Below are 22593 nucleotides of genomic sequence, written 5' to 3'. Positions count from 1 at the left end.
ATTATTATAAAATGAAATATAATACTATATATATTCAGTTAAATAAGCTGTCAAGCAGCTAAATTGTATAATTTTCAGATAGTGAAGTCTTGTGGTGTGGGCAAGATGCCCGCTAGACTTATACAAATTAAATGCACAACAGCTTACAAGGTGAGGTATAAACTTATAGACGCTAGGTCAAGCTACGCTATCAGACAATGAGTGAAATGAGAAAATAGTTTATAATAAATAAGCTATAATTTTCATAAAATTAACAACCAAAATCAATCATAGCTACTATGAGCGTCACCATATCAGATGAAACTTTAAATGCCTGTGGAATGAACGAAACCCAGTTTAAACAAGAAATTGCCTTGTTATTATTTCAGTCTGGAAAACTGGCAATAGGACAAGCTAGTAAGTTAGCACAAATGGATAAAATACATTTTTGTCAGTTACTTAAAGAACGTCAAATACCTCTTTATTTTTATGAAATTGAAGATTTTGAACTCGATTTAAAAAATTTACGGGAGTTAGGCAGATTGTGATAATTATTAGTGATACTTCTGTGATTACCAATCTAGCCGCTATTGGTCAATTAGACTTACTGCAAAAACTATACAACAAAATTTTGATTCCCCAAGCTGTTTATCAGGAATTAACCGGTATAGATATCACCGTACCTGGTTCTTTAGAGGTACAACGTTTATCTGCGGTGTAAAATTCAGCATTCAATAGTTTCGATAATGCTAGATAATGAGCATCATAAGCAGCAGATAATTTAAGTGTTTTTGCTATATTGCTTGCCATTTGATGAAGTTGAGAAATTTGCGAGTTTCCATAAAGAACTATTCCTAAATTTAACGCATCTTCTAAAGCTTTTTCTGTTTCTTCTATAGTCAATAAATTCGCTTGATTCATGCGATGTAAAGCATTGGTAATTTCATAATAAAATAATGTTGGTGCAATAATAGTCGCAGAGTTATTTTGCCAATTTTCCCATAGTTGGATAAATGGTGAATCCATAGATTTACTATTTATTAAGTTAATGGTAAAGCTGGCATCTACACAAATTAAATTATTCATGGTGGATAAAAGAATTAATTAACTGTTCACTTCTTTCTTCTCTCATTTCTGAGATAATATTGGTAACTATATCTTGTAAAGATTGATTTTTTAGTCTTTGGTTCAGTATTTCTCCTCTTTTGAGGATACTTTGTTTGATAATATTCCAATCTGGTTTGATTTGCAATTCTGTTTCTAACAATTGTTTTTCTTCTGGGGATAAACAATGAATAATTTCTACTAATTTTTTGACTAATTCGGTGTTCATAGTTGTATTTAGTTATAAGGAGTGGCTATTGATATTCATTTTATCATAATCTAAAACGAATTTCTAGATTTATTTAATCTATTTTTGTTAATTGAGAAACTCTTGGATCAATTATCTTTTGACCTAATTCATTGAACATAATTGCTAAAGATACTTTGTTTTCTGATCCAAAAACATGAGTTATTTCACCAGTACCAAATTTTTTGTGAATTACACGATCACCTACATTCTGGGTGTAGAACCTGATATTTGATTTGTCTGAATCAGGATGTCCAGGATTTAAGGATTTACAGGATGTTTGTCTCCCTACATTCTACTAAAAGAATGAACCACGTTGTGCGAAGCACTTCCCGAAGGGTAGATACGAAGAACACGAAGGAAGAAGAGAAGAAGAGAGGTAATTTTGCAGCGATAAAAGAGTATTTAGACAACTGGTAGCATTTCAGAAACAATAATTTCTAAATCAGGAAAATCTAAAGGAGATATTTTTTGATGTTCTGTGAGAATTTCTTGATTTTGATAACCTTCTGGTGTGGGATTTCTAAATACAATTAATTCGCGTTTGACTACATCTAACACCCAATAATCTTTAATTCCTGCTTGAGAATAAGCTTTAGCTTTGATTTCTGTATCTAGTTTTAAACTGCTATCTGCAACTTCAATAATGAAATAAATTTCATCTGGTGTAGGATGATGATCTGCATAGTCTAAAGGATCTATTTTGACTACAGCAACATCTGGTTCTGGTTCAGACCTTTCATTTAATTTTACAGGGTCTTGAATTGCTATCCAAGCCTGATTTTCTAAACGATTTTGCAGTAATTTATCTGTTCTTCCCACTGCTGAACGGTGGGCTGTTCCTTTAGCAACCATCCAAATTATTTTCCCCTCTAATAATTCTACCCGTTCACTCGGCTCAAATATTCCTGCTTCAGCCATTCTGTGGTATTCATCAACAGTCCACAGCCGCAATTGTAAGGGTGATTCTGTGGTTTGCATAGTTAATTGAGGTAAATATTTATTCTCTATTATATGATATTTTTTGTCAGAATCAGGATGTCCAGGATTTGAGGATTTACAGGATTTTTTATGAAATAATGGAAATAAAGAAACTGTGAACTAATAATTGTTATTGTTAATTACATTAAATGTTGCGATCTGTGAATTTCTCTCAAAATATCCTTTACTTCTTGAAACTTTTTATCCCTACCTTGTTTTTGATATAAATTAGCCGATTTTTGTAAATTGCTAATTGCATAGGGTGGATGTCCTATGGTATAGTAAGTACAACCCAAACTTTGATATGCTTCAGCGAAATAAGGATTAATTCTAATCGCACTATTAAAATCATCAATAGCTTTCTGATATTCTTCTATTTCATTAAACATCATCCCTCTCCTCAGATATGCTGGTGCATGATTAGGATCTAATTTTACAACTGTAGAGAAGTCTATCATTGCTTCTTTATCTAATCTTCTATCATAACGAGCAATACCCAGCCAAAAATAAGCTGAGGTTTTATTATTATTAATAGTGATCGCTTGAGTAAAATCTTCAATTGATTTTTGTATTTCTTGGGTATGATAGAGTATAAATCCACGATTAAAATAAGCTTCGTCTGTTGGATTAATTTTTATTGATTGTGTATAGTCATGAATAGCTAATTGATTAGCTCCAATCTCAAAATACATATTACCCCGCCAAAAATAAGCGTTGTCTGTTGGATTAATTTTTATAGCTTGAGTGAAATCATCAATTGCACTCTGATTATCTCCTAAATTATAGTGAGCAACCCCCCGATTATAGTAAGCAATAGCAAATTCTGGATATAAATTAATAGCTTGAGTGTAATCATTAATTGCACTCTGATTATCTCCTAAAGTATAGTGAGCAAACCCCCGATCATTGTAGACGATGGCATAATTGGGATTAATTTTTATAGCTTGAGTAAAATCATCAATTGCTCTCTGGTTGTCTCCTAATTCAGAGTGAGCATTTCCCCGATTGTTGTAGGCAATGGCATAATTGGGATTAATTTTTATAGCTTGAGTGAAATCATTAATTGCACTCTGATTATCTCCTAAATTACAGTGAGCATTTCCCCGATTGTTGTAGGCAATGGCATAATTGGGATTAATTTTTATAGCTTGAGTGAAATCATTAATTGCACTCTGATTATCTCCTAAATCATAGTGAGCAAGCCCCCGATCATTGTATGCAATGGCATTATTGGCATTAATTTTTATAGCTTTAGTGTAATCATCAATTGCACCCTGGTTGTCTCCTAAACTATGGCGTGCAGACCCACGACAACAGTAATGACCATAATGAGCATCAATTTTTATAGCTTGAGTGCAATCATCAATAGCGTTCTGATAATATCCTAATAGAGAGAAAGCAATTCCCCTTTTGTAATAAATAATTGCATCACTTTTATAATAAGTAATTGCCTCATTTGCCCTTAATTGTAAAGCATGACAATAATTTAAAATAGCACCTTTATAGTCTTTTTTATCAAAAAGACACTCATCACCTAAGTTGATATATTTGTCAGCATCATAAGATACTAAACTATCTAAATAACCACGCAAACCACCAGGATAAAGTAATTCATCTATTCCTACTATAGCTTCATTAAAAGCAGATTGAATCATATTGGTTGGTAAAAACCCAGCCATAATAAAACGATACTCTTTTTCAATGTCACTAAATTCTTCTTGACATAAAACACAAACTAAAACAGAATTTTTTTCAATTTCTTCTTTATCAATTTTCCATTGAACTTGATCATAATTTCCATAACGGGTTTTAACCTGAATACCAGTTGATGAATCAGAAGTTAAAGTAAAATCAACCTTTCCATCTCCACCACTGTATTTTTCATAATCAACTTCAGTTACAAAATCACCTAAACGGATTTTAAAAACTTCCTCACCCAGCTTTCCCTTCATATTATTGAAGAAGATGTTCTTAACGTCGTATTGTTGCTTAAATTTATTAGCCATCTCCCAGCAAAAATCCCGTAATTGCTTTAACCTCTCTCCAGAGATAACCGTCAACTCACTATGCTGGCCTTCCTTCTCACAATGGAGTAAGTCACCTGATTTAATTCTGGCAATAAAATCAGTCTGTTGTGCTTTGAGTATAGTTATCCAGTCCATTTGTCAAAATTCCCCTTTATCTAACAAGGAATATTTATTCTAGTATTCCCTATCAAGCAGCAAAAATCACCAATTTAGATCACAAATTAGCTAACCTACCCAGAAATGAAATTTAGGGCTAATAGTTCAATTGTCCTAAAATAGACTAAAAGCTTTTTATAGTCGTCTTTAGACGAATTTTGCTATTAGCCTGAGAATTAATTCTCAGGTGGGTATTTTGCACAGTGTATCAAATTTTTCAATATGGCTGAACTACCGAAAACCCTAGAAGCGTGCAGTTCAATCCGGTGAAGTTGTAAAATCGTCTTTAGCTGAACGTACCAATTAATGAGAAAATAAAGACTTGCAATCATCCTTGTCTTATATTGCTGCTATCCGAAAGGAATTTTAATCTAATGTGGAAACGAATTGCGTTAATGTTGGTTTTAGTGTTCAGTATCAGCCTCAGTAACCCTGATGTCGCTGCTGCTTCTGGACTCAAAAGCTTTGTAGATACTGCTGATGGTTATCAGTTTTTATATCCTAATGGTTGGTTGCAAGTTAAAGTTACCGACGGTCCTGATGTGGTATTTCATGATTTAATCGAAGTATCAGAAAATGTCTCTGTGGTGATTAGTCCTGTTCCTGAAGGTAAAAGTTTAACTGAATTGGGAACACCTACCGAAGTAGGATATAAATTAGGAAAAGCTGCTCTTGCTCCTGAAGGTTCTGGACGTTCCGCAGAGTTAGTTAATGTTGCTCAAAAAGAAACTGATGGTAAAACATACTATTTTCTAGAGTATGAAGTTCAACTTCCTAACCGTGAAAAACGCCACAATATAGCTAGTGTTGCTGTGAGTCGTGGTAAGTTGTTTACTTTTAACGCTTCTGTACCTGAAAGACGTTGGAAAAAACTGCAACGTACCATTGATGAAGTTGTTAGTTCTTTTAGTGTCTATTAATTTTATGTGATTGGGATGATCTATTTTAGATTTTAGATTTTAGATTTTAGATGGAAATGAAGTAAGTAAAATCCAAAGTCCAAAATTTAAAATCTAATACCCAATTACCAATTACCAATTACCAATTACCAATTACCAATTACCTATGAATATTCCTCAATTTATACTTGCTTCTGCTTCTCCTGCGCGTCGTCATTTGTTGCAAACTGTGGGTATTGAACCTATTGTTAAAGCTAGTGATTTTGATGAGTCGCAAATTCAAATTAGTGAACCAAAAGCATTAGTAGAAATTTTAGCTAAGTGTAAAGCAGAAACTATTGCACCTCAGTTTCCATCAGCTTTGGTGATGGGTTGTGATTCGGTTTTAGCTATTGATGGACAGATTTATGGTAAACCAGAAAATGCAGAAGTGGCGATCGCTCGTTGGAATTTAATGCAAGGTAATTTTGGTGATTTGTATACTGGTCATGTTTTAATTGATAATACCCAAAATCGCACTGTTGTTAAATGTCAAATTACTAGAGTTTATTTTGGGAAAATGAGCGATCGCGCCATTGCAGCTTATGTCAAAACAGGTGAACCCCTTAAATGTGCCGGTGCTTTTGCTTTAGAAGGTTTTGGTAGTTTATTTGTGGAAAAAATCGCAGGTTGTCATAGTAATGTAATTGGTTTGAGTTTACCATTACTAAGACAAATGTTAGCAGAATTAGGTTATGAAGTTACAGATTTTTGGCAATAATTAAGGAGAGCATTGCAATTTTGAAAAAATCAACTTGTCCAGTGCAAAATCTCTCTAAAACTTTCTTTCCTTCGTGTCCTTCGTCCCTTCGTGGTTCGTTCATTTCATGTCTTAGCCTCATTCCTTAAATAAACTTACACATTTGGGATTCTCCCTAATTTAAGTGATTATTCTCCCCAATTTAGCTCATTCCTGTACTTTCAAAATCCAGATATTTATCAAATATTCTGACTCCTTCCCTTAATCGCAATTTTCACTTAACCAGTTTCTTAAATCAGTTTCAGTTTTAAAGTCTAATAAAGCTTCTCCTAAATCTTCTAACTGTGTAAATGATAAATCTGCAATTTGATTTTGAATTTCTGTACCTATTTTTCCTAAATGACGCTGAAGCTGACGCATAATTAACTTCACTTCTGATCTTCTTCCCTGTTCTAAACCTTCTCTAACTATTTTTTGATACACTACAGATTCTTGCATAATATCCTCCCGAAAATAAACGTTAATTAAAATCAGCAAAATGTTATATATAGTGTAATTGATTATATTTTTATAATTCTTAATATAATAGTACAATACAATGTACTCACTAATAGTAAACTAAATTATAAATTACATCGTTTACATAAAAAATATGTCTTTCATTTCTACCCCATCCCTACGTGAACAACAACATCCCTTGATTTGTAAACTAGCTGATACAATTGAAGCAGCTTGGCATAAATACCTAGACTTATCACCCTATCATTTACCAGCGGAATTAGGATATGTAGAAGGTAGACTAGAAGGCGAAAAACTAATTATAGAAAATCGTTGTTATCAAAGTACCCACTTTCGTAAAATGCACTTGGAACTAGCAAGAGTGGGAAATATGTTAGATATTTTGCATTGTGTGATGTTTCCCAGAACTGAATATGATATACCTATGTTTGGTTGTGATTTAGTTGGAGGTAGAGGTCAAATTAGTGCAGCGATCGCTGACCTTTCTCCAGTCAACTTAGAACGTATTTTACCAGAAGGTTATAATTCTCAACTCAGCCAGTTAACAACAATTAACTTTTCCCAATCCCGTGAGTTACCAGATTGGGGAAATATCTTTTCTGACTTTTGTTTGTTTATTCGTCCCAGTTCTTTAGAAGAAGAAACCTTATTTTTGGCAAGAGTAAAAGACTTTTTAGATATTCATTGTAGTCAAGCGATCGCATCTAATCCCGTAGCACCAGAAAAAGTAGCATCAATTATTGCCGGACAACATAATTATTGTACAAAACAACAACAAAATGATAAAACCCGACGAGTTCTAGAAAAAGCTTTTGGTGAAGATTGGGCAGAAAATTACATGACTACGGTATTATTTGATTTACCACAATAAGTCAGTATTCAGCTATCAGTAATCAGTAATCAGTTATTAGTTATCATTCCATAGCAGTAAGAGCAGGGAGCATCCCAAATGTGTCAGTTTATTTTAAGTTTATTCTTATTTAAACAATAGAAAATTACCCCTCGCTTGATATGATTGAACCGCAAAGACGAGCCAGTGCGTTGGGCGGCTCTGCCGACTTGTAGCAACTGGCGTGCAAAGAACACAAAGAAAGAGGTCAGATAATTTAGCGCAGACTCATCAAGAAACAGTATAACAAGGATACAGAGTTTTGTTAAATTACACCAGTGTTAATCAGAGCAATTTACTGACTATGATTGATTGTTTTCAGGTTCTTGCGGATCATTGACTGCTGACAGATGAATCCTTAATTGAAAAATTTTTAAGACTCCCTATCTGTAAGCTTCGTTACGTTTTTTCATCACTAATAAATGTAGAATTTATTTAACTAGAGTTAAACGGGAGTTTAAAATCGGTAGAAATAAAAGTAGCGCATCATATATTATCAGGAAATTACCAAAAATATTTGTTGTTTTGTTAGATGTAAACAAATAAATTGGTTCACAGGTTAACAATTCAGTTGTTAACAATTCAGTTAAGAAAACCTTGATATTAGGAATTTTCTATTTGATATAGGGGTATGTAACACTTCTTCATACCCAGATCCCCGACTTCTAATATCAATTCTTAATTTAGTTTTGCGTGATTATTATTAGCGCATTTATTCCATATTGCTGGGATAAATCATCAGCAATAAAAAATATTTGCTTAATATTTGCTTATCTGGGTGCTGAATGTGGTGAATTAAACACTGCGAATTCCTGTAATTTTTTGTGCAATCACAACTTATATTTTACCAAATCAACTGAGGCTAATTTGCTTTTTTACTTTCACAAATCACAAATTAGATAAAAGGGCAACATACCATGTCAAGGGTGACTGAAAAGCCAAAGTTAACAGAATCGGCACTAGAAAAATCTCAAGTTTGGTTGAAAGTTGCTATAGCCTTACCAGTAGCGATCGCCGCTGGTATTCTAGGTACAGCCAGAATTGAACAATTAAAAAAACTAACTTCCTCCGTATCCATAGCCCCAACTCCCAGTAGTATTAATGCTGTGGGCAGATTAGAACCGCGAGGAGAAGTAATTAAAATAGCTGCTCCCAACTCAGGACTATCAGCAGGTTCACGAGTACAACAACTATTGGTAAAAGAAGGACAAAAAGTACAGCAAGGTCAAGTTATTGCCATTTTAGACAGCCGCGACACCAACATGGCAGCAGTCGAAGAAGCAAAAGCCAGACTACAAGAATCTCGTGCTAATTTAGCCCAAGTAAAAGCTGCTTCACCAAGAGATATTCAAGCTCAAACAGCGGTCATTTCTCGTTTACAAGCACAGCTAGAAGGAGAAAAACAAGCCCAACAAGCGACTATTGCCCGCATCGCTGCCGAGTTAAGTGGGGAAAAAATCGCCCAAACTGCCACAATTAAACGTCTAGAAGCCGAACTCAGTGGACAAAGAGATAGTTTAAGAGCCACAATTAACCGGATACAAGCCGAACAACGCAATGCTCAAGTTGATGCCGGACGCTATGAGTTTTTATATCAACAGGGGGCTATTTCCCAGCAAGAACGGGATAGAAGACGTTTGAGTGCTGTCACCGCTACTCAGCAACTGCGGGAAACTCAAGCTAGTTTAAGACAAGCACTAGGAACACTACAACAACAAATTGCTGAAGCTAGAGCTACTCAAATCCAAACTATCGCTACTTTACAGCAGCAACTGATCGAGGCTACGGCCACCCGCGACAAAACTGTGTCCACATTACAAAAGCAAATTGACGAAGAAAGAGCGAGATTAAGCAGGTTATTAGATGTGCGTCCTACTGACGTACAAATGGCACAAGCTCAAATTAGTAATGCGATCGCCTTTGTCAGAAAAGCCCAAGCAGAACTGCAACTAAGTTATGTCAAAGCCCCAACCCCTGGAGAAATTTTAAAAGTTCACACCAAATCCGGGGAAGTCATGAGTACAAATGGCATTGCAGAAATTGGACAAACCGATCAAATGTTTGTCATTGCTGAAATTCCCGAAGATAGTATTGGTAAAGTTCGTGTTGGTCAAACTGCGACTATCACCAGTGATAACGGCGCATTTAGCGGGCAAATCAAAGGCAATATCACAGAAATTGGCAGAAAAATCGGTAAAAAAGATGTACTGAATACAGATCCAGCCGCAGATATTGATGCCAGAGTCGTAGAAGTCAAAATTGCTCTTTCTCCCGCAGATAGTCAACGAATTTCTGGTTTAACTAACGCTAAAGTGATTGTGGAAATTAACACTGATAACATTAGCAAAACCAACTAACTTGAAATTACATCAGGAGTCAGGAGTAAAACTAGCGAAAGTATATAGGTTTAAATTTAAATTCTGTACCTCATTGATCTGCAATCTGCGATAAATTGACAGTAATAAAACCGGGAGCATCCCCATAAAAGAAAAAATCAACACAGCCACACCAAAAACTCTCTAAAACTCTCTTACCTTTGTGTCCTTTGCACGCCAGTTACTACAAGTCGGCAGAGCCGCCCAACGCACTGTCTCGTCTTTGCGGTTCAATCAAATTCAGCCTGGGATAATTTTCTGTTATTAGATAAAAATCAACTTCCACATTTGGGATATTCCCATAATACCTGGAATTGATTCATTTAATTAATCCCAAATCCAACATCTCCAATCCAAAATTAAATGACTAAAAAAATACCTCTATCTTGGCTACAACTGACAAGAGAAAAAACTCGCCTAGCTGTGGCTTTATCAGGTATTGCCTTTGCTGATATTTTGATGTTTATGCAGCTAGGTTTTCGGGATGCACTATATTACAGTAACGTCAGAATGCACAGCAGTTTAAAGGGTGATATTGTTGTAATTAACAATCAATCTAATGCTGTATTAGCAATGAAACCTTTTTCCCAAAGGAGATTATATAAAGCTTTAGATCTGCCAGCAGTGGAATCAGTGCATCCGATCTATTTAGACTATACCACTTGGAAAAATCCTATTACTGGTCGCCCTCGCAGTATCCTAACTTTTGCCTTCAACCCAGAATTTAATGTTTTTGATTTACCCGGAGTAGAAGAAAATATCAATAAATTGGAAATGCCAGATGTGGTATTATTTGACCGTTCTTCTAGGGTAGAATATGGACCTATTGCTAGTAATTTTGAACAGGGAAAAAATGTCACAGCAGAAGTGAGAAGACGACGAATTAAAGTAGCAGGATTATTTACTTTAGGAGCATCCTTTGGCGCAGATGGCAATTTAATTACCAGTGATGTCAACTTTTTGCGGATATTTAATAATCGCCAAAGAGGATTAATTGATATCGGGTTAATTAGATTAAAACCCGGTTCAGATGTCAACCAAGTGGCTGCATATTTGCGGACTTATTTACCTACAGATGTGAATGTTTTCACCAAACAAGAATTTATTGATTTTGAAAGAAACTACTGGGCAACGAGTACCGCGATTGGTTTTATTTTCACTTTAGGGACAATTATGGGTTTTATTGTGGGAACTGTAATTGTTTATCAGATTTTGTATACAGAAGTAACAGATCATTTATCTGAATATGCTACTCTCAAAGCCATAGGTTATACACAAAATTATTTATTAACTGTCATTCTGCAAGAAGCTTTTATGTTAGCAGTGTTAGGATACATTCCTGGATTTGCTTGTGCTTTGTTTCTCTACAAAGTTGCTAGAGATGCTACACTTTTACCAGTTTTTATGAGTTCTTATCGGGCTATTATGGTACTAATATTAACTATTTTAATGTGTTTTATTTCTGGTGTAATAGCCATGAGAAAATTACGTTCTGCCGATCCTGCTGATATTTTCTAAGGCATGAGGAAATTTTTTGTTTCTTTCTCCTTGAAAGGATAAGTTTCAACCCTGGAATGAAAAAATTGTCAATTATCAATTATCAATTGTCAATTATTAATCACCAATCACCTATGATGAACACTTCAGAACCAGTAATTGCCATTAAAAATATCAACCATTATTATGGTCGAGGGGCGCTGAGAAAACAAATTTTATTTGATATTAACCTAGAAATATATCCGGGAGAAATTGTCATTATGACTGGTCCATCAGGTTCAGGTAAAACCACATTACTGAGCTTGATTGGTGGGTTGCGGTCTGTACAAGAAGGAAGCCTGAAATTTTTAGGTAAGGAACTATTTGGTTCTAGTCAAAGTCGATTGGTACAGAGTCGGCGTAATATAGGTTATATTTTCCAAGCTCACAACTTACTCGGTTTTTTAACTGCTAGACAAAATGTACAAATGGCAGTGGAATTAAACGGGAGTATTTCTCAATCCCAAGCTATTAAAAAATCAGAAGCTATGTTGGGGGCAGTGGGGTTAGCTGAAAGGATGAATTACTACCCAGACAATTTATCTGGTGGGCAAAAACAAAGGATAGCGATCGCCCGCGCCTTAGTCAATCAACCTCCATTAGTTTTAGCAGATGAACCAACGGCAGCATTAGATAAACAATCAGGACGTGATGTGGTAGAAATCATGCAGCGTCTAGCTAAAGAACAAGGAACGGCAATTTTATTAGTTACCCATGATAACCGCATCTTAGATATAGCTGATCGCATCGTGGAAATGGAAGATGGTTTGTTAACTCGTGATGCTCAAAATATACCTATCAGCCACAAGGTAGGCCAGCAAGTTTCAGAGTCTCACTAACTAAACTGTTTACTGAGTCAAGCCTTAGCTTTTCCAGTTATTTTTTTTGGTGGTGGAGGAACATTAGCCTTTCCTGTTGGACCCTCTGAAGGTGCAGCAACATTTGGTTGGCGAGTAGTACGGAAAGTAACATTTACCCCTTCATTTGACTGTTCCAAAACCAGCAAAGGAGTGGGTTTAGCCTTTTGATCCCAGTGCATATAGACAATCCTACCCTGAATCGTTGGCTGCCATGAGTCGTCATCATCTCTAGGACTCAGATAAGTTTCTATACAGTCCATAATTTGGCTAATAGTCGTAGAAGTTGCCTGTGTTGGTAACTTCATTAACCGAATTTGAATCCTAAACAATACTCGCTTGACAATATTAGGTGGTACACCAGTTTCATACTCAACATCAAAAAGCTCGTCTATCTGTCTACCAGTGCTGCTGGCAACTCCTACTTGTCCCTGTTGAGACTGGCCTGGGCGCAGTGCTAAAGAAATTTTATCTTTGATTTTGATTTTAATTTGATTAACAATCGCAAAATGAAATACTTCCTCTGACATCCGCATTCGCAGATAATCAAGGTTAAAGTCCCGCGAGTGGACTAAATCCGGGTTGGTTTCCATGTTGCGAATGGTTTCCAGCGCCAACTTTAATTTTTTTTCGAGTTCTCGCGTGCGAAATTTTTCAAATTTGACGCTTTTTTCATATTTATGGACTAAAACTTTGCCATAAATAATCAAACCTATTAGTCCTAACAGCAGTCCTCCACTGGCATACATGAATAAGGGTGATGTTGGAGACTCATTGGCTGGTACTTGTTGAATTGCCTTTGTAGTTTTAGCTTTTGAAGACTGGGCTAGAAAGATGGTACTGAGCATGGTTAGCAAATTAAAATATTTTACTGATAATGTTTAGGATGCCCAAATATTTGGTATCACTTTACTGTATTATCAATCTTTTTTTACATCATATTCCTTGATTGTCATTTTTCTATGTACAGACACATTAGCAATTCTCATGAGTGGAAGAATATACGTCTTGTAGCCACAGATATGGATGGAACTTTGACTCAAGAGGGAAAATTCACCTCCTCAATGTTGCAAGCTTTGGAGAATTTAGCAGCCACAGGAGTTAAGGTATTGATTGTCACTGGTCGTTCAGCAGGTTGGGTCAGTGGACTCAGTAGTTTGATGCCAGTTGCGGGTGCTTTAGCAGAAAATGGGGGTTTGTTCTATTCATCTCTTACATTAGAACCACTAACTTTAACACCTATTCCTGATTTAGCTCAACATCGTCAGGACTTAGCTACAACTTTTACCAAATTACAAAGTCAATTTCCGCAAATTCAGGAATCTGCTGACAATCGGTTTCGTGTCACTGATTGGACATTTGATGTTGCTGATTTGACATTAAATGAATTGCAATATCTCAGTAAGTTTTGTCAACTTGAGGGTTGGGGATTTACTTATAGTAATGTCCAATGTCACATTAAACCACAAGCACAAAATAAATCTGTGGGACTGTTACAAGTGCTACGCGAATACTTCTCAGAATATTCACTAGAACAAGTTGTTACTGTAGGTGATAGTCCCAATGATGAAAGTTTATTTGATAGTCGTTATTTTCCTATTTCTGTAGGTGTGGCAAATGTGATAAAATATGCCAATCAGTTACAGTATCAACCTACTTATGTAACTAATGCGGCTGAAGGAGCAGGATTTTTTGAGTTATCTAGTTATATTTTGCAAAGCTTGTCAACATCAAAAAGTTAGTTGATTTATAGTAATAATTCAGGAGTCAGGAGTCAGGAGTCAGGACAAGGCTAATTTTTTACCTTTCCTTGTATTTCAATCTTTAAAGCTTTTAGCATAGCGTGTCATTAGGCATTAGCTGACTGCTGACGGCTGAATACTTACGATTTATAGTAATTATTCAGCAATCAATAAATTGCTACGCCATTTACAGATTACTAATAGCTAAATTTTTACACTTATTATAACATATTTTGTGTTTTATAAACTAATTTTACCAGTCTGTTAGTTTGTTCTTATCAAAGAATTTCTTGCTACTAGTTAGATAATATCTAGGTTGACTCATGTAACATATATAACATTTTTAGGCTAGAATTTGATTTAAAATCTGTTAAGGTCATTGCTGAATATTGATAGACGCTCGTTATAGCAACACTCAACCTATATTTTGATGAGAACAGTGACAATTTGCAACACTGTATAGTTTTCCCACCAAGCTTTTGGGATTGATATATGGGATCACAATATTCGATATCAGTAATTAATAAGTTAAGGTAATACCATTTTTATTATTTCTTTGCTATTTTGTATTTAACGGGACAGTTATTCAACACACCGTGAGTTTAAATAGCAATTAATTAAGGAATTTATCTGCCCATTACTTGTAAGATATTCCAATTGCAATTTTTTGATCTAGAATTACTAAGGCAACGCAGATTTCTGTAAGATTTTGCATGGTCATCAGCCAAAATGGCAGAAGTTTATCAAGTTTATCAATTAGAAGACAACAGGATGTAGAACTATGATCACCACAAATTCTCAATCTATCATTTTCCCTAACTTGATTAGCCAGATCGAAGCAACCCAACAAACAAGTCATAAGTCTGATTTACTACAACCAATACGTCAATGGTTAGATGAAATCGAATTTCACAATCGTCAACTAGCTAAATTGATCGCTAAACTGATTCCTGCTCAATGTCCCTTTGAACGTGATATTATATTTTTCGGTCGCAAAATTGCCCACATTCCCCCTATGTGCAAACTCAATCCCCTATACGAACAATTTGTAGGCTTGCGTTTTCGCGCATTGTGTTATTTAGTAGATGAATGTGGCGAGGATATTCAATCCTACTGCTAAATCACCCTAGATACAACAACAAATGGAAATTAGGATCGAGCATCAACCGAGTCAAGAGAGCCTCAATCAGTTAGGTGTATACAAATGGGCAATTTGGCAAAAAGAAGTTTCCAAATTTCCTTGGACTTATGATTCTGAAGAAACTTGTTACTTTTTAGAAGGCGATGTAGTTGTTACCCCTGATGGCGGACAACCAGTGCAAATGGGTAAGGGAGATTTAGTAACTTTTCCTGCTGGGATGTCTTGTACATGGGAAATTATCAAAGACGTAAAAAAACATTATTCCTTTAATTAATTCGGCACTTCTGCACCAAGAGTCAAGATTTATGATCTTTGTCTTCTGGTATAGTTGACGATTTACAAAAGAAACATTTCATCATTTACTTGGAGTAAGTCTTGTCTGGAGATTCGCAACGAGTTTGATTAACTCCAGTTGCAATAATTTGCAAATTGTAAATTCAAGTTGTCAATTGTTCAATATTTTCATCACTTGTTGCGACTCCCAAATAATTACAATTACAATTACAATTACAATTACCAGTTAAAAGTTAAAGCTTAAAAATCATTTGTAAAAATATTCATCAATCAGGAATAACTGATATATAATTATATTTTCCTATTTACATAAGATTTACACAAAATGTTATTACATCTCAGCACCTGGTCAGAAGTTGAAACTTATTTACAACAATCTCAGGGAATTATTATTCCCATTGGTTCAACTGAACAACATGGACCAACGGGTTTAATCGGAACTGATGCGATTTGTGCCGAGACTATATCTCATGGTGTCGGTAAAGCAACATCAGCGATGGTTGCACCAACAATTAATGTCGGTATGGCATTACATCACACTGCTTTTCCCGGTACAATTAGTTTACGTCCTAGCACTTTAATTTTAGTGATTAAAGATTACATCACTTGTTTAGCAAAAGCTGGTTTTACGAAGTTTTATTTTATTAATGGACATGGTGGAAATATTGCTAATTTAAAAGCTGCTTTTTCTGAAACATATGCACATTTAGAAGATTTACAAATTCAAAACTACCAAAAAGTCCAATGTCAAATTGCTAATTGGTTTATGTGCAGTTCTGTATATAAACTAGCGAAAGAATTGTATGGGGATCAAGAAGGTTCTCATGCTACCCCTAGTGAAGTTGCTGTTACTCAATATGTCTATCCTGAAGCTATTAAAAAAGCTCCTTTGTCTCCAGAAGTTGCCGGTGGACATAAAATTTATGGTGCTGCTGATTTCCGGTTACGTTATCCTGATGGGCGCATGGGTTCAAATCCTGATTTAGCGACTCCTGAACATGGTAAGCAGTTTTATGATGTAGCTGTGGAGGAGTTGATTAAGGGATATTTGGAGTTTGTTAGTCAGGAATAAGTAGCTCAACCTTACAGCAATTTTCATGTATTTGTACCACATCCTTCTTGTTATCTTCCTTTCTTCCTTTGCGCCTTTGCGTCTTTGCGTGAGATTAAAAAATGTGGTTCATTTACCTGAAAATCGCTGTAACAGGGAACAGTAAAGAAGGAATCAAGATGTACTGAGTTTTTTTTCAGAAATCAAATCATAGTCCTATAGTTTACTTTAGTAAACTTTAGCTATTAGCCATGAAATGAATTTCATGGCGGGTGTGGAAGCTAAGAGATTAGGTATTTTTCGGTTAAGTTGACACCAATGAGCTTTTGCTTTACCTCTAAGATTCTACCTATATTAACCTTGAGCAATACCTTCTTCCCGTGCAGCTTGTTTGACAGCAGCAGCAACAGCAGAGGAAACACGCTCATCAAATACAGAAGGAATGATATGCTCCCGATTTAAATCAGAAGGTTTGACTAAAGAGGCGATCGCATTGGCAGCTTCTAAACACATATTAGTTGTAATTGTTTTCGCTCGACAATCTAACGCCCCACGAAATACCCCAGGAAAAGCGAGAACGTTATTAATTTGATTGGGGTAGTCACTACGGCCAGTGGCCATGACTGTAACATTTTTAGGTACTAATTCTGGTTGAATTTCGGGAATGGGATTGGCCATTGCAAACACAATTGCATCCTTTGTCATACCTTGTACCATTTCTGGTGTTAAAACTCCAGGTCCACTCAACCCAATAAATACATCTGCTCCTTGGGTAGCACCTGCTAAAGTTCCTTGTGCTTTAACAGCAAATTCCCTTTTTTCTTCGTTCAAATCTGTGCGATTAATAGAGATAATGCCTTTAGAATCACACATCCAAATTTGTTCTGCACCGGCTTTTCTCAGTAAGCGGGCAACTGCGATCCCCGCAGCACCAGCACCATTAATGACAATGCGGATATCTGCAATTGATTTATTGACTAATTTTAACGCATTCAGTAAAGCAGCTAAAGTGACAATTGCAGTACCATTTTGATCATCATGAAAAATGGGTATATCTAATTCTGCTTGTAGTCTTTTTTCGATTTCAAAACAACGAGGTGCTGCTATATCTTCGAGGTTCACACCACCGAATACAGGGGCGATATTTTTGACTGCTTTGACAATTTCTTCTGTATCTTGAGTATCCAAACAGATGGGGAAAGCATCTATACCTGCAAATTCTTTAAATAACATGGCTTTACCTTCCATCACGGGTAAAGCTGCTGCTGGTCCTAAGTTTCCTAAACCTAAAACCGCGCTACCATCGGTGACAATGGCGACGGTGTTTTGTTTAATGGTGAGGTGATAAACTTCTTCTGGGTTTTGGGCGATCGCTTTACAAATTCTTCCTACTCCTGGAGTGTAGGCCATTGCTAAATCAGAAACACTTTTTAAAGGAATCCTACTCGCAATACTGATTTTCCCGCCACGATGTAAATTAAAAGTCCGATCATAAACATCTATGACTTTAATATCAATTAGCTCTTTTACCGCTTGAACAATAGTTTCCGCTTGTTCTGTACTTGCTGCATCTACAGTAATATCACGGATAGACTCTTGGCGGGTTTGTTCAATTAAATCTATTTGTCCGAGATTACCACCACTGGTTGCGATCGCCTGTGTTACAGATGCTAACATCCCCACCCGGTTGGGAATTTGTAAGCGTAGTGTCACACTGAAACTAGAATTAGGAGTGAGATTTGTCATGGTGCGATAGTTAGATTTTGAATCTTAGATTTTATATTGAATTGCTAGTAAAATTGCAACTTTGATAAAAAATATGACATTTCATGTATAAGATTCACATCCCCGACTTTTTTAAGAAGTCCGGGATCTATCCAAGGTTTACTGTACCTTTAAGTAGGTAAATTATTCGGATCAATACCTTGGGAAACTAAAAAAGCTATTAATCTCTCCTTTTCTTGTTTTTCTTGTTCTGCACGTTGTCTTTCTTGTTCTGCACGTTCCCGTTCTCGTTCCGCACGTTGTCTTTCTTGTTCTGCAACTTCTTTTTCTTTAGCAATTTGTTCTAAACCCCAAGGTAACAAATTACCATCTTTATCCCACCACCTTAACCAATACCCGTTTCTACCTTCTTTTTCACCTTGCCAAGTTCCTAAAAATAACCCCATGTTTTCAATCCAATGACGACCATTTTCATCTGGTAATTGCAATTGATAGCGGTCATTTTTCAACTCATAAAATTCTAATAAACCCCCATTAGGTTCAAAAATCACGTAAATAGTAACTTGTAAAACCTGTTCATAAAAAAACCATTTTCCTGGAGGAAAACTCCTTTTCACAGAATATTCTCCCCCATCATTATGAGATAGAAATTCCATGACTATTAAGGGAAATTCACCTTCTAAATATGATGTATAACTTCTGCGTTCTGGCAAAACTTCTTTCACGGATGGTATATATAACCAATCTGGTGCTTTAACAACAATTTCACCATTAACTGTCGCACAAAGTCCAAAATTAGAAACTATTAGCATTTCTGGTTTGATAAAACCTGCTATTTCTAAACTTTCCCGTAATGCACCTGCTAAAAGCGGTTGTCCTGTATTTTCCACCGGTTCATCCTCTAACTGAAAATCATCGGGTAAAGCTTCCCAAGAGATTACCAGTTGTTTGACTGTTTTCGGTGCAGTTGTTGGTTCACTAAGTTGGGTTGCCATTTAGATTACCTCTGGTTGATTTATTTTTATTGTATACTAGGAGTCAGGAGTTCAAGGAGTCAGGATGTCCAGAATTTTGACTGATGATTTTTGATTGTTTAAGATTTTTATTTGTCTGAATCAGGATGTCCAGGATTTGAGGATTTTCAGGATGTGATTTATTAGTTTTTTGTTGGTGTTTAAGATTTTTGTTTGTCTGAATCAGGATGTCCAGGATTTAAGGATTTTCAGGATGTGATTTATTAGTCGTCTGTTGGTGTTGAAGATTTTTATTTGTCTGAATCAGGATGTCCAGGATTTGAGGATTTTCAGGATGTGATTTATTAGTTGTTTGTTGGTGTTTAAGATTTTTATTTGTCTGAATCAGGATGTCCAGGATTTGAGGATTTTCAGGATGTGATTTATTAGTCGTCTGTTGGTGTTTAAGATTTTTATTTGTATCATATATTATTTATATTTTATATAATATAAAAATTAATAAATTAGTAAAATTACATCTTGCTTAATTTACAAAATTAACAAAATTCAAAATCCTCAAAATCCCCAGGGGAAACGCATCTTATCAATAAGGGCGATTCAATCTCAATAACGACCAAAATATTCGCATTAACGACCACTTATTGACAATATTTTAGTCCATCACCATGATCCTGAAAAAATCAATCAAACGATAAATAGGGATTTATTGGTCTATACATTAAAACGGTATTTTGTCAATAAGATTTAGATGCGTTTCCCCTGTCAAAATCCCCACATCCCAAAAATCAAATTTAATTTCTCTCCTATCTTGTAAATCCTTAAATCCTGAACATCCTGATTCAGACAATAATCCAAAATCCTCAAAATTCCCACATCCCAAAAATCAAAACTCCCACCAAAAAACCACATCCTGTAAATCCTTAAATCCTGGACATCCTGATTCAGACCAAATCCAAAATCCTCAAAATCCCCACATCCTAAAAATCAAAACTCCCACCAAAAAACCCACATCCTGTAAATCCTTAAATCCTGAACATCCTGATTCAGACAAAATCCAAAATCCTCAAAATCCCCACATCCCCAAAATCAAAACTCCCACCAAAAAACCGCATCCTGTAAATCCTTAAATCCTGGACATCCTGATTCAGACAAATTATCTAATTAAACGCAGATGAACGCAGATTTTTAATTTTTAATTTCTCTCCTATCTTGTAAATCCTATAATCCTGGATATCCTGATTCAGACAATAATCCCACGAATAGTCTCAACTAACTTACCATAAACATCATCCGATAAAACCGCTTTTGAACCTTCTAACTGCACTTGTTGATTTAAATCAATCCAAGATTTACAACCACCATATTCAGGCAAATAAGGAATATACTGCACCTGGGGTAGTTTATAAGTTCGTAATAACAGAATATATAAAGGTTGACGTGGTTTCCATTTCAGGCGATCGCTAATAAAATACTCGTTCCAAATATGAAAAGGCAATAATTTACTCACAATAGACTCATCCGCTACAGGTAAAATATCCGTAATTTCCGCCCAACTACCAATGCGAGTTGTTTCTGGATGCCATCCTGATGTAACGGGATACACCAAATCAGCATATTCAGCTTTGAGCATAAAAGATTGTTGATGCTCGTAAGTAGGATGCAGTAAAACCCGTTCATGGGCAACAGTAAAGCGTCCTCCCCGTTCATGAATGCCACCTTTACGTAGTAACATAATTGTTTGTCCGCTTTCTAAAGCATTTACGGCTACAGACCATTCTTTGAGAGCGTGAAAAGTGGTAGTCAGTTCCATGAGCGTCTTTTATTAGGTGACAGGTGACAGATGACAGGTTACAGGGAATAGGTTAAAAGTTTATTGGTTTCCTAATTACCTTAGCTTTTGTCAGAAATTAGAGCAAAATTAGAGCAAAATTAGAGCAAAACTATGGAAAAACGCACACTGGGTACATCCACCGTTAAAATTACACCCATTTTAATGGGAACTTGGCAAGCAGGAAAGAGAATGTGGGTGGGAATAGAAGATGCAGATTCAATTAAAACCATTCGCGCTGCTTATGAAGCGGGAATAACAACTATAGATACTGCTGAAGTTTATGGTGATGGACATTCTGAACAGATTGTAGCCCAAGCTTTGTCCGATGTACGCGATCGCGTGGAATATGCTACTAAAGTTTTTTCCAATCATCTCAAATATCCACAAGTGATAGAAGCTTGTGAACGTTCTCTAAAAAATCTCCAAACTGATTATATCGACCTTTATCAAATTCATTGGCCATCTGGTTCTTTTAAAAGTGAAATCGTTCCCATAGAGGAAACCATGAGTGCCTTAAATCACTTAAAAGAACAAGGTAAAATTCGCGCCATCGGTGTTTCTAATTTTTCCCGTGAACAACTAGCACAAGCCGCCCAATATGGCAGAATTGATAGTTTACAACCAGCTTACTCTCTATTTTGGCGGAATGTAGAAACCGATGCCATGCCTTATTGTGTGGAAAATAATATTTCAATTTTGGCTTATTCACCCTTAGCACAAGGATTGTTAACTGGTAAATTTACCCCAGGACATAAATTTGATCCAGAAGATAACCGAGCGAAAAATAAGTTATTTCAAGGAGAGAATTTTGAACGCGCTCAACAAGCATTAGACCAACTTAGACCCATAGCCGAAAAACATAATTGTAGTTTAGCGCAGTTAGCATTAGCCTGGTTAATTGCTCAACCCCAAAGTAATGCGATCGCAGGTGCAAGATATCCTCAACAAGCACAAGATAACGCCAAAGCCGCAGAAATAAAACTTTCTCATGAAGAAATAGCCCAAATAGACAATATTGGCCGCATTGTCACCAGCCATTTCGACAATACCGGAATTATGTGGGAATGGTAATTGGTAATGGGTAATTGGTAATTGGTTTATTAACCTTCCCTATTCCCTCTTACACTGTCACCTGTCACCTGTCACCTGTCACCTACTCCCAATATTGCTAAATGAAACAAAACATCAACTTTCGTAAACAAGTCATTGCATCAGAAAAAAAGAATGCTAGATTATATTCATAAGTTCAAAAGGACACAGAACAAGAACAACCAACCCCATCGGGCAATGACATAAGTGTCCCCCGTCACCCGCCCAAACAAGTTTTAGTATTTACAAATTAAAGTGGCATTCCGACTGTTGTGTTGATAGTCGCGCCAAATCCCTAAGCGGAAAAACAGGAAAATGCTAAACTTGTAAGATTGTCCACCCCTAGTTATTGAATTTCAATCACTTACTTAATCCCAAAAATTTGAAACTAATCAATTCGCTAGAACCTGATCAACCCTGATCAGGTTTTTAGGTTTT

General features: G+C 35.9%; 21 protein-coding genes and 1 pseudogene. 12 read left to right on the top strand and 10 right to left on the bottom strand.

Annotation, left to right across the window (positions count from 1 at the left end):
- Window positions 1–278: 278 nt before the first annotated feature.
- Window positions 279–527 carry a UPF0175 family protein gene (locus tag IQ237_RS18480; RefSeq protein ID WP_194057761.1) on the top strand — a complete coding sequence of 83 codons (249 nt, stop codon included), beginning with the start codon at window positions 279–281 and terminating at the stop codon, window positions 525–527.
- Window positions 528–630: 103 nt separating this feature from the next.
- Here the strand turns inward: IQ237_RS18480 and IQ237_RS18475 are convergent, their stop codons facing one another.
- The 5 genes and pseudogenes from IQ237_RS18475 to IQ237_RS18460 all read right to left on the bottom strand — a co-directional run bounded on the left by IQ237_RS18475 (window position 631) and on the right by IQ237_RS18460 (window position 4473).
- Complete coding sequence (locus IQ237_RS18475; protein WP_194057759.1) at window positions 631–1065, bottom strand: type II toxin-antitoxin system VapC family toxin; 435 nt, start codon at window positions 1063–1065, stop codon at window positions 631–633.
- Entirely contained in the window at window positions 1058–1312 is a 255-nt protein-coding gene (locus IQ237_RS18470) for a hypothetical protein (protein WP_194057757.1), read from the bottom strand. The genes IQ237_RS18475 and IQ237_RS18470 overlap by 8 nt, the downstream gene beginning before the upstream one ends.
- 73 nt (window positions 1313–1385) lie before the next feature.
- Window positions 1386–1538 (bottom strand): annotated as a pseudogene (locus IQ237_RS27065) (hypothetical protein); the annotation flags it as partial.
- Between the two features lie 197 nt (window positions 1539–1735).
- On the bottom strand, window positions 1736–2311 hold the full coding sequence (locus tag IQ237_RS18465) for a Uma2 family endonuclease (protein ID WP_194057755.1): 576 nt from the start codon (window positions 2309–2311) through the stop codon (window positions 1736–1738).
- A gap of 140 nt (window positions 2312–2451) precedes the next feature.
- Window positions 2452–4473: a tetratricopeptide repeat protein gene (locus tag IQ237_RS18460; RefSeq protein WP_194057753.1), complete on the bottom strand. Its 2022-nt coding sequence runs from the start codon at window positions 4471–4473 to the stop codon at window positions 2452–2454.
- Window positions 4474–4868: 395 nt separating this feature from the next.
- Between IQ237_RS18460 and psbP the strand changes: the two genes are divergently transcribed.
- Together psbP and IQ237_RS18450 are read left to right on the top strand one after the other, a co-directional pair.
- The gene (gene psbP, locus IQ237_RS18455) at window positions 4869–5414 is read left to right on the top strand and encodes a photosystem II reaction center PsbP (RefSeq protein WP_194057751.1); all 546 of its coding nucleotides are present in this window, start codon (window positions 4869–4871) and stop codon (window positions 5412–5414) included.
- A gap of 145 nt (window positions 5415–5559) precedes the next feature.
- Complete coding sequence (locus tag IQ237_RS18450; protein ID WP_194057749.1) at window positions 5560–6153, top strand: nucleoside triphosphate pyrophosphatase; 594 nt, start codon at window positions 5560–5562, stop codon at window positions 6151–6153.
- Window positions 6154–6393: 240 nt separating this feature from the next.
- On the opposite strand, the gene IQ237_RS18445 is transcribed toward IQ237_RS18450, so the two are convergent.
- Window positions 6394–6630 (bottom strand): DUF4351 domain-containing protein, encoded by a 237-nt coding sequence (locus tag IQ237_RS18445; RefSeq protein WP_194057747.1) that lies wholly within the window; start codon window positions 6628–6630, stop codon window positions 6394–6396.
- Between the two features lie 154 nt (window positions 6631–6784).
- Here IQ237_RS18445 and IQ237_RS18440 point away from each other — a divergent pair, with 154 nt between their 5' ends.
- The 4 genes from IQ237_RS18440 to IQ237_RS18425 all read left to right on the top strand — a co-directional run bounded on the left by IQ237_RS18440 (window position 6785) and on the right by IQ237_RS18425 (window position 12290).
- Window positions 6785–7522: a phycocyanobilin:ferredoxin oxidoreductase gene (locus tag IQ237_RS18440; protein ID WP_194057745.1), complete on the top strand. Its 738-nt coding sequence runs from the start codon at window positions 6785–6787 to the stop codon at window positions 7520–7522.
- Window positions 7523–8457: 935 nt separating this feature from the next.
- The gene (locus IQ237_RS18435) at window positions 8458–9897 is read left to right on the top strand and encodes an HlyD family efflux transporter periplasmic adaptor subunit (RefSeq protein ID WP_194057743.1); all 1440 of its coding nucleotides are present in this window, start codon (window positions 8458–8460) and stop codon (window positions 9895–9897) included.
- Window positions 9898–10278: 381 nt separating this feature from the next.
- Entirely contained in the window at window positions 10279–11433 is a 1155-nt protein-coding gene (gene devC / locus IQ237_RS18430; protein WP_194057741.1) for an ABC transporter permease DevC, read from the top strand.
- A 116-nt stretch (window positions 11434–11549) separates the two neighbouring features.
- Window positions 11550–12290, top strand: a complete 741-nt coding sequence (locus tag IQ237_RS18425; RefSeq protein WP_194057739.1) for a DevA family ABC transporter ATP-binding protein — start codon at window positions 11550–11552, stop codon at window positions 12288–12290.
- A 17-nt stretch (window positions 12291–12307) separates the two neighbouring features.
- On the opposite strand, the gene IQ237_RS18420 is transcribed toward IQ237_RS18425, so the two are convergent.
- The gene (locus tag IQ237_RS18420) at window positions 12308–13156 is read right to left on the bottom strand and encodes a hypothetical protein (RefSeq protein ID WP_228020466.1); all 849 of its coding nucleotides are present in this window, start codon (window positions 13154–13156) and stop codon (window positions 12308–12310) included.
- A gap of 114 nt (window positions 13157–13270) precedes the next feature.
- On the opposite strand from IQ237_RS18420, the gene IQ237_RS18415 reads away from it, so the two are divergent.
- From IQ237_RS18415 to IQ237_RS18400, 4 genes are all read left to right on the top strand, one after another.
- A complete protein-coding gene (locus tag IQ237_RS18415; protein ID WP_194057737.1) occupies window positions 13271–14050 on the top strand; it encodes an HAD family hydrolase in 780 nt (259 codons plus the stop codon).
- Window positions 14051–14831: 781 nt separating this feature from the next.
- Window positions 14832–15170, top strand: a complete 339-nt coding sequence (locus IQ237_RS18410) for a Mo-dependent nitrogenase C-terminal domain-containing protein (RefSeq protein WP_194057735.1) — start codon at window positions 14832–14834, stop codon at window positions 15168–15170.
- 22 nt (window positions 15171–15192) lie between these two features.
- Entirely contained in the window at window positions 15193–15465 is a 273-nt protein-coding gene (locus IQ237_RS18405) for a cupin domain-containing protein (protein WP_194057733.1), read from the top strand.
- Between the two features lie 345 nt (window positions 15466–15810).
- Window positions 15811–16557, top strand: a complete 747-nt coding sequence (locus IQ237_RS18400) for a creatininase family protein (RefSeq protein ID WP_194057731.1) — start codon at window positions 15811–15813, stop codon at window positions 16555–16557.
- Between the two features lie 333 nt (window positions 16558–16890).
- Here IQ237_RS18400 and IQ237_RS18395 read toward each other — a convergent pair whose 3' ends face one another.
- The 3 genes from IQ237_RS18395 to IQ237_RS18385 form a co-directional block, all read right to left on the bottom strand.
- Window positions 16891–18282: a malic enzyme-like NAD(P)-binding protein gene (locus IQ237_RS18395; RefSeq protein ID WP_194057729.1), complete on the bottom strand. Its 1392-nt coding sequence runs from the start codon at window positions 18280–18282 to the stop codon at window positions 16891–16893.
- Between the two features lie 149 nt (window positions 18283–18431).
- Window positions 18432–19256: a Uma2 family endonuclease gene (locus IQ237_RS18390; protein ID WP_194057726.1), complete on the bottom strand. Its 825-nt coding sequence runs from the start codon at window positions 19254–19256 to the stop codon at window positions 18432–18434.
- Window positions 19257–20475: 1219 nt separating this feature from the next.
- Complete coding sequence (locus IQ237_RS18385) at window positions 20476–21045, bottom strand: DUF1802 family protein (protein WP_194057724.1); 570 nt, start codon at window positions 21043–21045, stop codon at window positions 20476–20478.
- 132 nt (window positions 21046–21177) lie between these two features.
- On the opposite strand from IQ237_RS18385, the gene IQ237_RS18380 reads away from it, so the two are divergent.
- Window positions 21178–22137 (top strand): aldo/keto reductase, encoded by a 960-nt coding sequence (locus tag IQ237_RS18380; RefSeq protein WP_194057722.1) that lies wholly within the window; start codon window positions 21178–21180, stop codon window positions 22135–22137.
- Window positions 22138–22593: the final 456 nt, after the last annotated feature.

It is taken from the genome of Sphaerospermopsis sp. LEGE 08334 (assembly GCF_015207205.1).
In the GTDB taxonomy this organism is placed as follows: domain Bacteria; phylum Cyanobacteriota; class Cyanobacteriia; order Cyanobacteriales; family Nostocaceae; genus Sphaerospermopsis.
This window is presented reverse-complemented; position numbering and strand designations above follow the sequence as displayed.

Excerpts from the sequence above, each read along its gene's own strand:
- IQ237_RS18410 (WP_194057735.1), top strand. The coding sequence starts at position 14,832 with ATGATCACCACAAATTCTCAATCTATCATTTTCCCTAACTTGATTAGC.
- IQ237_RS18440 (WP_194057745.1), top strand. The coding sequence starts at position 6,785 with ATGTCTTTCATTTCTACCCCATCCCTACGTGAACAACAACATCCCTTG.
- IQ237_RS18395 (WP_194057729.1), bottom strand. The coding sequence starts at position 18,282 with ATGACAAATCTCACTCCTAATTCTAGTTTCAGTGTGACACTACGCTTA.
- IQ237_RS18435 (WP_194057743.1), top strand. The coding sequence starts at position 8,458 with ATGTCAAGGGTGACTGAAAAGCCAAAGTTAACAGAATCGGCACTAGAA.
- IQ237_RS18385 (WP_194057724.1), bottom strand. The coding sequence starts at position 21,045 with ATGGAACTGACTACCACTTTTCACGCTCTCAAAGAATGGTCTGTAGCC.
- IQ237_RS18400 (WP_194057731.1), top strand. The coding sequence starts at position 15,811 with ATGTTATTACATCTCAGCACCTGGTCAGAAGTTGAAACTTATTTACAA.
- IQ237_RS18420 (WP_228020466.1), bottom strand. The coding sequence starts at position 13,156 with ATGCTCAGTACCATCTTTCTAGCCCAGTCTTCAAAAGCTAAAACTACA.
- IQ237_RS18475 (WP_194057759.1), bottom strand. The coding sequence starts at position 1,065 with ATGAATAATTTAATTTGTGTAGATGCCAGCTTTACCATTAACTTAATA.
- IQ237_RS18390 (WP_194057726.1), bottom strand. The coding sequence starts at position 19,256 with ATGGCAACCCAACTTAGTGAACCAACAACTGCACCGAAAACAGTCAAA.
- IQ237_RS18425 (WP_194057739.1), top strand. The coding sequence starts at position 11,550 with ATGAACACTTCAGAACCAGTAATTGCCATTAAAAATATCAACCATTAT.
- IQ237_RS18480 (WP_194057761.1), top strand. The coding sequence starts at position 279 with ATGAGCGTCACCATATCAGATGAAACTTTAAATGCCTGTGGAATGAAC.
- IQ237_RS18470 (WP_194057757.1), bottom strand. The coding sequence starts at position 1,312 with ATGAACACCGAATTAGTCAAAAAATTAGTAGAAATTATTCATTGTTTA.
- IQ237_RS18415 (WP_194057737.1), top strand. The coding sequence starts at position 13,271 with ATGTACAGACACATTAGCAATTCTCATGAGTGGAAGAATATACGTCTT.
- IQ237_RS18380 (WP_194057722.1), top strand. The coding sequence starts at position 21,178 with ATGGAAAAACGCACACTGGGTACATCCACCGTTAAAATTACACCCATT.
- IQ237_RS18460 (WP_194057753.1), bottom strand. The coding sequence starts at position 4,473 with ATGGACTGGATAACTATACTCAAAGCACAACAGACTGATTTTATTGCC.
- IQ237_RS18450 (WP_194057749.1), top strand. The coding sequence starts at position 5,560 with ATGAATATTCCTCAATTTATACTTGCTTCTGCTTCTCCTGCGCGTCGT.
- psbP (WP_194057751.1), top strand. The coding sequence starts at position 4,869 with ATGTGGAAACGAATTGCGTTAATGTTGGTTTTAGTGTTCAGTATCAGC.
- devC (WP_194057741.1), top strand. The coding sequence starts at position 10,279 with ATGACTAAAAAAATACCTCTATCTTGGCTACAACTGACAAGAGAAAAA.
- IQ237_RS18445 (WP_194057747.1), bottom strand. The coding sequence starts at position 6,630 with ATGCAAGAATCTGTAGTGTATCAAAAAATAGTTAGAGAAGGTTTAGAA.
- IQ237_RS18465 (WP_194057755.1), bottom strand. The coding sequence starts at position 2,311 with ATGCAAACCACAGAATCACCCTTACAATTGCGGCTGTGGACTGTTGAT.
- IQ237_RS18405 (WP_194057733.1), top strand. The coding sequence starts at position 15,193 with ATGGAAATTAGGATCGAGCATCAACCGAGTCAAGAGAGCCTCAATCAG.